Annotated in this window: 14 protein-coding genes; 13 read left to right on the plus strand and 1 reads right to left on the minus strand. The window is 54.5% G+C overall.

Annotation, left to right across the window (positions count from 1 at the left end; translation table 11 throughout):
• Positions 1-301: 301 nt before the first annotated feature.
• From FD01_RS05820 to FD01_RS05880, 13 genes are all read left to right on the plus strand, one after another.
• The gene (locus FD01_RS05820) at positions 302-745 is read left to right on the plus strand and encodes a 3-hydroxyacyl-ACP dehydratase FabZ family protein (RefSeq protein WP_054718414.1); all 444 of its coding nucleotides are present in this window, start codon (positions 302-304) and stop codon (positions 743-745) included.
• 64 nt (positions 746-809) lie between these two features.
• Positions 810-1268: a MarR family winged helix-turn-helix transcriptional regulator gene (locus FD01_RS05825; RefSeq protein ID WP_056963154.1), complete on the plus strand. Its 459-nt coding sequence runs from the start codon at positions 810-812 to the stop codon at positions 1266-1268.
• A gap of 10 nt (positions 1269-1278) precedes the next feature.
• A complete protein-coding gene (locus FD01_RS05830; protein ID WP_056963156.1) occupies positions 1279-2178 on the plus strand; it encodes a beta-ketoacyl-ACP synthase 3 in 900 nt (299 codons plus the stop codon).
• Between the two features lie 15 nt (positions 2179-2193).
• The gene (locus FD01_RS05835) at positions 2194-2427 is read left to right on the plus strand and encodes an acyl carrier protein (RefSeq protein ID WP_054718420.1); all 234 of its coding nucleotides are present in this window, start codon (positions 2194-2196) and stop codon (positions 2425-2427) included.
• Positions 2428-2429: 2 nt separating this feature from the next.
• A complete protein-coding gene (locus FD01_RS05840) occupies positions 2430-3389 on the plus strand; it encodes a DUF561 domain-containing protein (RefSeq protein ID WP_056963158.1) in 960 nt (319 codons plus the stop codon).
• Positions 3386-4252, plus strand: coding sequence for an ACP S-malonyltransferase (locus tag FD01_RS05845; protein ID WP_082611708.1), 867 nt, complete (start codon positions 3386-3388; stop codon positions 4250-4252). The genes FD01_RS05840 and FD01_RS05845 overlap by 4 nt, the downstream gene beginning before the upstream one ends.
• An 11-nt stretch (positions 4253-4263) precedes the next feature.
• Complete coding sequence (gene fabG / locus FD01_RS05850; RefSeq protein ID WP_056963160.1) at positions 4264-4992, plus strand: 3-oxoacyl-ACP reductase FabG; 729 nt, start codon at positions 4264-4266, stop codon at positions 4990-4992.
• A 60-nt stretch (positions 4993-5052) separates the two neighbouring features.
• Positions 5053-6282, plus strand: coding sequence for a beta-ketoacyl-ACP synthase II (gene fabF / locus FD01_RS05855; RefSeq protein ID WP_056963161.1), 1230 nt, complete (start codon positions 5053-5055; stop codon positions 6280-6282).
• Positions 6275-6682, plus strand: coding sequence for an acetyl-CoA carboxylase biotin carboxyl carrier protein (locus tag FD01_RS05860; protein ID WP_054718428.1), 408 nt, complete (start codon positions 6275-6277; stop codon positions 6680-6682). Before fabF ends, FD01_RS05860 begins: the two co-directional genes overlap by 8 nt.
• Positions 6675-7097 (plus strand): 3-hydroxyacyl-ACP dehydratase FabZ, encoded by a 423-nt coding sequence (gene fabZ, locus FD01_RS05865; protein WP_054718430.1) that lies wholly within the window; start codon positions 6675-6677, stop codon positions 7095-7097. The genes FD01_RS05860 and fabZ overlap by 8 nt, the downstream gene beginning before the upstream one ends.
• Positions 7098-7105: 8 nt before the next feature.
• Positions 7106-8452, plus strand: coding sequence for an ATP-binding protein (locus FD01_RS05870; protein ID WP_056963164.1), 1347 nt, complete (start codon positions 7106-7108; stop codon positions 8450-8452).
• On the plus strand, positions 8418-9254 hold the full coding sequence (locus tag FD01_RS05875) for an acetyl-CoA carboxylase carboxyltransferase subunit beta (protein ID WP_056963166.1): 837 nt from the start codon (positions 8418-8420) through the stop codon (positions 9252-9254). The genes FD01_RS05870 and FD01_RS05875 overlap by 35 nt, the downstream gene beginning before the upstream one ends.
• On the plus strand, positions 9247-9993 hold the full coding sequence (locus FD01_RS05880) for a carboxyl transferase domain-containing protein (RefSeq protein WP_054718433.1): 747 nt from the start codon (positions 9247-9249) through the stop codon (positions 9991-9993). Before FD01_RS05875 ends, FD01_RS05880 begins: the two co-directional genes overlap by 8 nt.
• A 137-nt stretch (positions 9994-10130) precedes the next feature.
• Here the strand turns inward: FD01_RS05880 and FD01_RS05885 are convergent, their stop codons facing one another.
• Positions 10131-11060 carry an IS3 family transposase gene (locus FD01_RS05885; protein WP_152164871.1) on the minus strand — a complete coding sequence of 310 codons (930 nt, stop codon included), beginning with the start codon at positions 11058-11060 and terminating at the stop codon, positions 10131-10133.
• Positions 11061-11081 lie beyond the last annotated feature (21 nt).

Genomic DNA, 11081 nt, shown 5'->3' on the forward strand with positions numbered 1-11081 from the left:
TTCAGACCGGCCAGATGCGATTTCATGTCCCAAATACCGAGGTGAATAATCCAGGTCTAATGCTATTTTGATTTTCTGGCGCAAGCTGTATTATCGATCGGTTAGGCATATCCAATACGCCTCCTAATTTTCAAAAAGAGAGATCATTTCGAACTTGGATTTAAAAATCTGGTTGATCTATATGTCTACTGTTCAAAAGTATTGTTAACCTGAATTATTCAGCATAAACATTTGACAATCAAACTATCTGGAGTATACTTTGAACATCCAAGTAACTAACTGGAGGACAGGAGGTGAATTTATGCAGACGATGGATGGAGCAACGGTCCAACAATTGATCCCGAACCGCTTCCCAATATTCTATGTGGATGAGGTCACAGCACTGGTCCCTGATCAAACTGTGACAGTGCAGAAGTACTTGACGCATGCGGAAGACCATCTCAATGGTTATCAGCCTGGTGTCGGTCGTTTAGCTAATAGTTTGATGATCGAAATGATGGCGCAAGCGGCCTCAGTATTGATCCTTCACTCACCTGTGTTCGCCAACAAAACAGCATACCTCGCAGCAATCAATGACGCTACGTTCACTCAGCCTGTTACCGCCGGTCATGCCCTGACTATCACGGTGACGATGGGAAAAGTGCGTGCTAACATGGGTACCGTGAGTTGTGCGGCGAGTGTTGCCGGTGCACCGGTGGGGCAGGCAACGTTACATTTTGTTGTGCAAGCCAGTGATGGTGCTTGACCAACGCCCTGATTTGACTGATACTTTGAATGTCAAATCAGTTGAACATGGAGGTCATGGGATAATGGCACAACGCCCGATCATGAAACGCATTAACACGAAATTAGAAAAAGTTTACCGCGACATCCTACGTATCGAAGAAACTGAGTTGAGGCATAGCCGATTCTCGAATCTATCGATTTCAGAAATGCACACCATCGACGCGATCGGTTTGCACGCGACGCCGACGTCGCGTACAGTCGCCCAGCGGTTGCATGTCACCCAAGGAACATTGACGGTGGCAATCAAGCATCTGGTGACTAAAGGATATGTTGAACGCGTTCATGACCCTAAAGACGCCCGGATAGTCAATCTACAATTGACCCGTAAAGGTCGCTTGATGTACCGGGCACATCAAGCTTTTCACCAACAGATGGTCGCCAGTTTCGTCCAAGGCTTTGATGACCATGATATTCAATTGATCGAAGCTGCCTTGGACAACTTGATGGCCTTCATCAATGAGCAAGACCAGAAACGACCGTAAGGAGGGGCTTATGCGTATTATCACCACAGCCATGAACATACCGATGCGGCAGGTGACGAACGATGATCTGAGTCAGACGCTGGACACCTCAGACGAGTGGATTAGCCAACGTACCGGGATCCGAAAGCGCTATATCGCTTCGACTGAAACCACCTATTCCATGGGCTTAGCGGTGGCCCAAGACTTGCTGACACAAAGCCAGGTCGCACCAGCCGCCTTAGACTTCATCATCGTGGCCACGATGAGTCCAGACCATCTGACACCTAGTGAAGCCAACCGCATCCAAGGAGCACTCAAGGCGAATAACGCGTACGCGTTTTCAGTGAATGTTGCTTGTGCCGGTTTCGTCTATGCGTTGCACCTAGCGGCCAACTTATTGAACGGCACCGCAACTTGTGGGCTAGTCATCGCTAGTGAGACATTGTCGCGTCTAGTGGATTGGCAAGACCGCAAGACTGCCGTGTTGTTCGGGGACGGTGCCGGTGGGGTACTCGTCCAGCGCGATGCACAGCCGCTACCAATTAGTGATTTGCATAGCTTTGGGGATAACACCCAGCAGCTGCAAGTCGGCGCCGGCATCGACTCACCATATTTTGCAATGGATGGGCAGGCGGTATATCAATTCGCTTTGCGCGAGGTGGTGGCATCTTTGAAGCGCATGCCGCCGGCCGATATATATCTTCTACACCAAGCCAATGCGCGCATGCTGCAGGCGATCGCTAGAAAAGTTCACCTGCCGTTGACACAAGTGCCGCACAACATGGCCGAATACGGCAACACCAGTGCGGCCAGTATCCCGATCTTATTACACGAATGCATTGCCGATGGGCGTATCACCCGCGGTCAGAAGCTACTGTTGTGTGGCTTCGGCGGGGGCTTAGCCGTTGGTAGTATCTTATTGACCTACTAAAAAGGAGTACACATGATGAATAACGCAGAGATCTTTACCAAAGTCCAAGCTATTATCGCGGATCAATTGGATAAGCCTATTGAAGTGGTGCAGTTGAAAACCAACTTCAAGAACGATCTGGATGCCGATAGCCTAGATGTTTTCGAGATCATCAATGAGATCGAAGACGCCTTCGAAGTGACCATTGATACCGACGAAAGTATCCAAACGGTGGAAGACTTAGTCAGTTTCATCGCAAAGGCGGCGTAGTCATGGAGCCGATGTTACAAGAACTGGGCCTACGTTATCCGATCTTCCAAGGCGGCATGGCGTGGGTGGCCACCGGCAGCTTGGCAGCGGCGGTATCAGAAGCCGGTGGGTTAGGCATTATCGGTTCCGGACATGCGCCGGCGGAATACGTCAAAGCGCAGATCAATATTGCCAAGGAGCAGACGGATAAGCCATTCGGGGTAAATGTGATGTTATTGTCGCCGTATGTCGAAGAAGTGATCGCCGTGGTCGCCGCTGCCCATGTGGCGGTGGTGACCACCGGCGCCGGCGATCCTAGCCGCTACTTAGCCCAGCTTCAGAAAGCAGGCAGTCGCGTGTTGCCAGTAGTGCCTTCTGTGGCGTTAGCTAAGCGCATGGCGCGTTCTGGTGTTGACGGTGTGATTGCCGAAGGCATGGAATCAGGTGGGCACATCGGTACTATGACCACCATGGCCTTGGTACCACAGGTGGTCGATGCGGTGGACATCCCGGTGATTGCTGCTGGTGGCATCGCCGATGGTCGCGGTGTGGTCGCCGCGTTAGCTTTAGGCGCCAGTGGCGTGCAAATGGGCACGCGGTTCTTAGCAGCCAGTGAGACTCTGATCCATCCGCGCTATCAACAAGCTGTCGTCGCAGCCAAAGACGTCGATACCTTGGTTACTGGGCTATATGTAGGCCATGCGGCACGCGTGCTGAAAAACCCCATGAGTCGCCAATACTTGCGCCTCGAGAAGCGGCTGGCAATCGAAGGCGGTGACATGTCTGCCGTCGAAGCACTGGGGAACGGCTCGTTGCGCATCGCAGTGCAAGAAGGTGATCCTGAACGTGGTTCATTTATGGCAGGGGAGATTGCCGGGTTGATACATGACGTGAGGCCTGCCGCTTCGATCTTGGCTACCATCATGCAAGAAGCGCAACAAGTAGCGGCCAATGATTGGCGAAGCCGGTTGGTGGCGCCATGATGACAGTGGTGATGTTTAACGGCCAGGGGTGTGAATTTGCCGGTATGGGGCAACAACTTGACCACAATAGTCTGATGTTCAAAGAAACGCTGGATCAGGCGCAAGCCGTGCTACCGTATGATCTGCGTGCGTATCTGTTCGGCACTCGGTCGCTGGTCGAGCAGCCGGCTTATCTGCAACCGGCGCTAGTCGCCTATGAGCTAGCGCTATATCGTGCCAGTAGAGTGCAAGCAGATGCATTCATCGGGCTTAGCCTAGGTGAATACGCAGCCTTGTGTGCGGCGGGTATGCTCAGTCTAGAAGCCGTGCTACAAGTGACCTTGATACGCGGCCAAGCGATGGCAGAAGCCGCGCGTCAGACACCGGGACAGATGCTGGCGGTGCAGTTGCGTGCAACGCAACACTTGCCAGCCTTGCCTGATGGCGTCTGGCTAGCCAATCGCAATGCGCCAGACCAAGTCGTCGTCGGTGGGGTTCAAAAGCAACTTGCGGCTTATACCGCAGCGCTGAAAGAAGCCGGTATCCGCCACATGCCATTAGCAGTCGTCGGTGCGTTTCATACACCGCTGATGCAAGCGGCGCAACCGGCGTTAAACCAAGTGCTACAACGAGTAGCGTGGCAGGCACCGGTGCAGCCGGTGTTGTCGACGACAACGCAACAGCCTTTTGCACCGGCCACGGTGGTGGAGACGTTGACGCAACAGCTGACACATACCACTGCTTTGAGTGATGTCGTGCATCAGCTAGCCGTCGGTGGGGCGACTGATTTCATCGAGGTCAGTCCCAAGCCGATGCTAGCGAAGTTGGTCAAGCGGCAACTGCCTGACGTGACCACCTATACGCTCGGCGAACAGGCGCTGTGAAGGAGGAAGCCATGCAACTAAATGGACGTACAGCAGTGGTCACTGGCGCCAGCCGTGGCATCGGGGCGGCGATTGCATTGAAGTTGGCGCAAGCCGGCGCCAATGTGGTGGTGAATGCACGCCATGAACCGCCTACAGAATTAGTCGCTGCGCTGGTTGCCACCGGCAGCGAGGTGCTGGTGCACTGCGCTGCGATCGAAGACCCGCTGGCTGCAGCCGGCTTGATCGAAGCGGCGCAGGCACACTTTGGGCGCGTCGATATACTGGTGAACAATGCGGGGCTCACCCGCGACCAGTTGGCGGTGCGCATGACCCCGGCGGATTTTGCCGCGGTGGTCGCTGTGAACCTCAATGGCACTTACAACGTGACGCAGCCGGCTTTCAAGGCGATGAATAAAGCCAGAAGCGGTGTGATCGTCAACTTGGCCAGTGTCGTGGGCATGATCGGCAATATCGGACAAGCGAATTACGCCGCCAGCAAGGCCGGTATCATCGGCTTGACCAAGACCTTGGCCAAAGAAGGTGGTAGGCGCCATGTGCGCGTCAACGCCTTGGCACCGGGGATGATCGATACCGCAATGACGCAAGGACTCAGCGAAGGCGTCAAGGCCCAGATGCTGGCCAACATTCCGTTGCGCCGGTTTGGGACGCCAGAAGAAGTGGCGGATGCCGCGCTGTTCTTGATCCATAACGATTACATGAACGGGCAAGTCTTGACCATCGATGGTGGGCTGACTTGACTACGATGTTTCACACAAGACCTAAGCGCCACCATGGTGGTGCAACAAGGAGGAACAACAATGACACGAGTGGTTGTGACCGGCATGGGCACTGTCAATGCGTTAGGTAACGACTTGACGCAGACGATCGCTAACATGCAGCAAGGCCGCTGTGGCTTGACGGCGATCACGAAATTCGACGCGCAAGCCACCGGTATCAGCGTGGCCGGCGAGGTCAAAGACTTTGATGTGACCAAGCGCGTCGCCAAGAAATTAAGCAAGCGCCTGGACTTGTTCACCCAATACGCGCTGTATAGCGCCATCGAAGCGGCTGAACAAGCAAAATTAGCAGATGCCGTGGCGCCAGAGCGCTTGGCGGTGATCTATGGTTCTGGAATCGGTGGGTTGACCACCATCGAAGAACAAGTCACCAAGAAAAACGCCAAAGGCCCCAAGCGAATCTCCCCATTATTCGTCCCGATGGCGATCATCAACATGGCTGCCGGGGTGTTGGCGGAGCATTTCCATGCGCAAGGGCAAAGCTATGCGGTAGTGACGGCATGTGCGTCGGCGACCAGTGCGATCGGTCAGGCGATGGCCTATATCCAAAGCGGTCGCGCCGATGTGGTGATCACAGGCGGTGCTGAAGCGTCGGTCAATGAGATCGGCATCGGTGGGTTTGCGGCATTGACGGCGCTGTCTGATGCCACCGACCCGACGCAAGCGAGTCTGCCATTTGCCCAGAGCCGCAGCGGCTTTGTGATGGGCGAAGGGGCCGGTACGTTGATCATTGAGTCAGAAGCTCATGCCCAAGCGCGTGGTGCTCAGATACTGGGTTATGTCGCAGGCTTTGGAGCGACCAGCGATGCCTATCATATGACTGCCCCAGACCCGAGCGGGACGCAGCCGGCCCGAGCGATGCGGCAAGCCATCGCGTCGGCGCACTTGACGCCTGAAGCGATCGGCTATGTCAACGCCCATGGCACCGCGACGGTAGCCAATGATTTGATGGAAAGTAAAGCTATCGCCCAGGTGTTCGGCGAGCACAACGTGTTGGTCAGCTCGACTAAGGGGATGACCGGGCATCTGCTCGGTGCCGCTGGGGCGGTGGAAGCCATCATGACCCTCGCCGCCTTGAATCTTGAGATGCTGCCGCAAAATGTCAGCGCCGCCCCTGACCCGGCTTGTCCGGTGCAGTTGGTGGATAATAACCACACCGTGCCTAAGACGCCGTTTGCCTTGAGTAATTCGTTCGGCTTCGGCGGACACAATGCGGTGTTGGTGTTAGGAGGAGCGCACGCATATGGATGAAGAAACGATCGCCGCTTTGATCGATAAGCTGGAATCCAGTCAGATCAGCGAGTTTGATTATGCCAATGGTGAATTGCACCTGCACCTGACCAAAAGCCCGCAGGCGCCAGTCGCGTCTGTGCCGCCTTCGACACCGACTGTGGCCTCTCAGGCACCGAGCATCGATGCCCCGTTAGTCGGCATCGTGTATCTAGCGCCTAAGCCAGGCGAGCCGGTGTATAAAGAAGTCGGGGCGCATGTTGAAGCCGGTGAAGTGGTGTGCGTGATCGAGTCGATGAAAATGATGAATGAAGTCAAAAGTACTGTCAGTGGTGTGATCAAAGAACGCTTGGTGGCAGACGCCGCCTTGGTGGAGTATCATCAGCCGCTGTTTATTGTTGAGGAGGAATCTAATGCTTGAAGCACAAGAGATCATGCAGATCTTACCGCATCGCTATCCGATGTTGATGGTGGATCGCGTGTTGACGTTGACCCCGGGGCAAAGCGCCGTGGGGGTGAAGAACGTATCGGTGAACGAGGCGATCTTTCAGGGGCATTTTCCTAACAACCCGATCTTTCCTGGGGTATTGCAGATCGAAGCCTTAGCTCAAACCGGTGCAGTGGTGCTGTTGAGCCTGCCAGAGAACGCAGGGAAGACGGCTTTCTTAGGTGGCGTCAGCAAGGCGAAGTTCCGGCACATGGTGCGCCCAGGCGATGTGTTGCGCCTAGAAGTCAGCCTCGACAAAGTGGCTGATGGCATCGGCCGCGGCAAGGGCAAAGCCTATGTCGGCGAAGACCTGGCGTGTGCTGCCGAGCTGGTATTTGCATTACAGTAGGAGGCGCCATGTTTAAGAAGATCCTGGTAGCAAACCGCGGCGAGATCGCGGTGCGGCTAGTGCAAGTGATCCATGAACTCGGTGCGCAAGCCGTGGTAGTGTATGCCGAGCCAGACAGCGACAGCATGGCTGTGGCGATGGCCGACACTGCGGTATGCATCGGTCCAGGGCCGGCGGCGCAGTCGTATCTGAATATGCAAAACGTGCTGGCTGCTGCGGTGCTCACCGGTGCTGAAGCCATTCATCCGGGCTTTGGGTTCTTATCTGAAAGCAGTGACTTCGCCGAATTGTGCGCGCAAGCCGGGGTGGTGTTTATCGGCCCTGATGCTTTGACAATCAAACAACTTGGCGATAAGGCACAGGCCCGATCGCTAGCGGCACGCTTTGACGTACCGGTGATCCCGGGTAGCCAAGCGTTACAGACGCTGGCCCAAGCCCAAGCAGCCGCTTTGACGATGGGTTATCCGTTGATGCTCAAAGCCGCGGCGGGTGGTGGCGGCAAAGGCATCCGGATGATCGAAGACGAAGCCGCGTTGCAAGCATTGTGGCAGCCGGCGCAACAAGAAGCCCAAGCGGCGTTTGGTGATGACGCGATGTATCTAGAGAAAGTCTTGCGCCAAGCCAAACACATCGAAGTGCAGGTACTTGGTGACCAAGCCGGGCACCTTTGGGTCTTTCCCGAGCGTGATTGCTCCTTGCAACGATGCAAGCAGAAGCTCATCGAGATCAGCCCGAGCTTGCAGCTAGCTGCGACCATGCGGCAGCAGTTGCAGACGTATGCCCAGCGTTTAGCTACCGGCGTGCATTACCAAAACGCCGGGACCATCGAATTCTTGGTGGATGATTCAGGGGTGTATTTCATGGAGATGAACACCCGTATCCAAGTCGAGCACCCGATCAGCGAATTCGTCACAGGCGTTGAATTACTGCGTTTGCAGATCATGATCGCGGCAGGAGAGCCGTTGCCAGGAGGCAGTCGCGTCTTGGCGGCGCATGGTGTGGCGATCGAGTGCCGGATCAACGCGGATGTCGAAGGTGGCGCCGATCAGATCACCCAGGTGCGCTGGCCGCTAGGTGGTGCGGGGGTGCGTGTCGACACAGGTATCACCGCCGGCACCAAGCTGACGCCGTATTATGATGCCATGTTGGCCAAGCTGATCGTGCACGCCGATTCGGCTGCGCTGGCATGGCGTCGGCTCGAGCGCGCTTTAGGTGAGCTTAAGTTTCAAGGGGTGAAGACCAACGTGGCCAGTCAATTAGCCTTGATCGCTTCGCCGGTAGTGCAAGCTGGTGGGGCAACGATCACTTATGTGGAGGAAAATGATGCTCAAACCACAACAAGCAACGCTAGATGAAGCGACTCTCAAACGTGCCCAGACGATCCCAGAAGGTTTGTGGCGTACCTGCCCTAATTGTGGCACCAGTGCGTACCGAGGACGTTTCGGCAGTCTGCAAGTCTGTCCGCATTGCGGCTTCGGCTTGCGCTTAACCGCAAGTGAAAGACTGGCGCAGCTTTGCGATTGCTTTGACCCTTGGGATGAACAGCTGGAGCTAGCAGACAGTGATTTTCCCGGGTACATGGTCAAGCGCGCTCAAGCACAAGCGGCGTCTGGTAGCAGTGAAAGTGTACGCTGCGGGCAAGCGGTCATCGCGGCTCAGCCTTGCGCCTTGGCGGTGATGGATAGCTATTACATGATGGGCTCGTTAGGCCAGGTGGCCGGCGAGCGATTGTGCCGCTTATTTGAGCGCGCCACAGCACAACGCCTGGCGGTGGTGATCGTCACCGCCAGCGGCGGTGCGCGGATGCAAGAAGGCATTCAGTCGTTGATGCAGATGGCCAAGATCTCTGCGGCACGCGCATTACACGTGCAAGCCGGGTTGCCGTATTTTGTCGTGTTGAGTGATCCGACAATGGGGGGGGTCTGTGCGAGCTTCGCCATGCAAGGGGATGTAACCTTGGCTGAACCACATGCGCGAGTAGGCTTCACCGGCCGGCGGGTGATCGAAGCGACGCTACACAACAAGTTACCAGCCAGCTTCCAGCAAGCCGAGCAGGTCATGGCTACCGGTTTCATCGATGCGATCGTGCCGCGCGCCCAGCTCAAAGCGCGTCTGGCGTTGTTGTTACAGCTGCATCAGGAGGTCTGCCATGCTTGACCAGGTACACAACGCGCGGCATAATCAGTTTCCTGCAGAAGCGCTGATCGGTGAGTTGTGTCATGATTTCATTCGCCTACATGGTGATCGCCTGCATGGGGATGACCCGGCGATCATTGGCGGCATCGGCATGCTTGAATCGATGCCGGTGACGGTGATTGCCACGAACAAAGGCCAGACCCTACCTGAGCGCTTAGCCACGCATGGTGGCAGTCCCGAGCCTTGGGGGTATCGCCAAGCCTTGCGTTTGATGCAACAAGCTGAGAAGTTCCATCGGCCGGTATTGACCTTAATCGATACACCGGGGGCATATCCTGGCAAAGACGCCGAAGACAACGGCCAAGCCGCAGCAATCGCCGAATTGCTGCAGGCATCGGCCACGTTGGCGACACCGCTGATCGCAGTGATTACCGGTGAAGCTGGCAGTGGCGGGGCGCTGGCATTGGCCTGTGGCGACGAGGTGTGGATGACGTCTAAAAGTATGTATTCTATCTTGTCACCAGAAGGATTCGCGTCAATCTTATTCAAAGATGTGACTCGTACATCTGAGGCGGCTGCACTGATGAAACTGACGCCAGACGAGCTATTAGCTGCTCAGGTGGTCGAACGAGTAATGTCGGTTAGCGCCGAGTTACCTAGGCAGTTACGAGCAGCATTAATTGAAGAGTTTGAAATGTTACAAAATTTGCCGCCGGAAGAATTATTAGCCAGACGTCAAGCTCGCTTCCGCAAGTTTTAAAAGCCCCATATGGGCGAAAGCTTACTTTTGGTTAGTGCAACATCGTATTACAAATGGACTATTCCGTGATTTAATTCGCAAACAAGAGAAAGCCAAGCGTAAAAAGTTCAAGTAGACAGGTCAAATAATTAAAGTTCCTATGCAATTTCTTTTACGGCATGATTCCGGTATTCCATCGGAGTCGTGCCGTTTAGTGTTTCTTGGCGTCGTTCGTAGTTATACCAATGGATGGCGTCTTCAATCTGTTTCATCATCTCAACTTCAGATAAAGCTTGTTCAAACGCAAACCATTCAGTTTTCAGATGACTCCAGAAGCTTTCCATTGGGCTGTTATCCCCGGGAGTGCCTGGACGAGACATACTGTGAATAATACCTTCACCAGCTAAAAAAGTATTGTACATGCCGCCCGTGTACGCAGATCCTTGATCACTATGCATTGTCTCGGGTTTAATACCACCATTGTTCTTGATGGCTAGTTTGATGGTATCTGTCACTAGTTGTGCAGTCTCAGTTGGCGCGACGCGCCATGCAATAATACTATGATCGTACAAATCTTTGACGGCACTAAGCCGAACCTTCTTCTCGTTTTTGATTCCGTAGGTTAATTCTGAACAATCGGTGACCATGACTAGGTTGGGTTGAATTGGGTGAAACGCGTGCCCATCTTCTTCGGTGTACAGTTTGTTGGCGAGGAGGTACTCTTTCTTCTCGGATTTGCGATCATGTTTCGCGACGCGAATAGAGGCCTGTATGTGACCTTTGCGCATGATTCGACGAACACGGCCGTGACTAACATGATATGGCGTTTCGGCGTTAATGTAGGTCATGAGTCGCTTAACGCCGAAGATATAATGATTTTTTTCCTCAAGCTCAATGATGTATTCAAGAATGGCCTGATTCTCCAGCTGATGCGCGGTCGGTTTACGATCCAGCCACTTGTAGTATGCGGCACGGGATACCTTGAGAATACGACATGCAGCGCTGATCCCATAAGGCTTATCCGAGTTGAAGGCGGCGAAGCGAATTGCCCAACTGGGCGTGCGGACGTTTTTCTGGACCAATACCATCACGCAGCCTTGCTACGTCGG

This window comes from Lacticaseibacillus manihotivorans DSM 13343 = JCM 12514, assembly GCF_001435035.1.
Classification (GTDB): Bacteria; Bacillota; Bacilli; order Lactobacillales; family Lactobacillaceae; genus Lacticaseibacillus; species Lacticaseibacillus manihotivorans.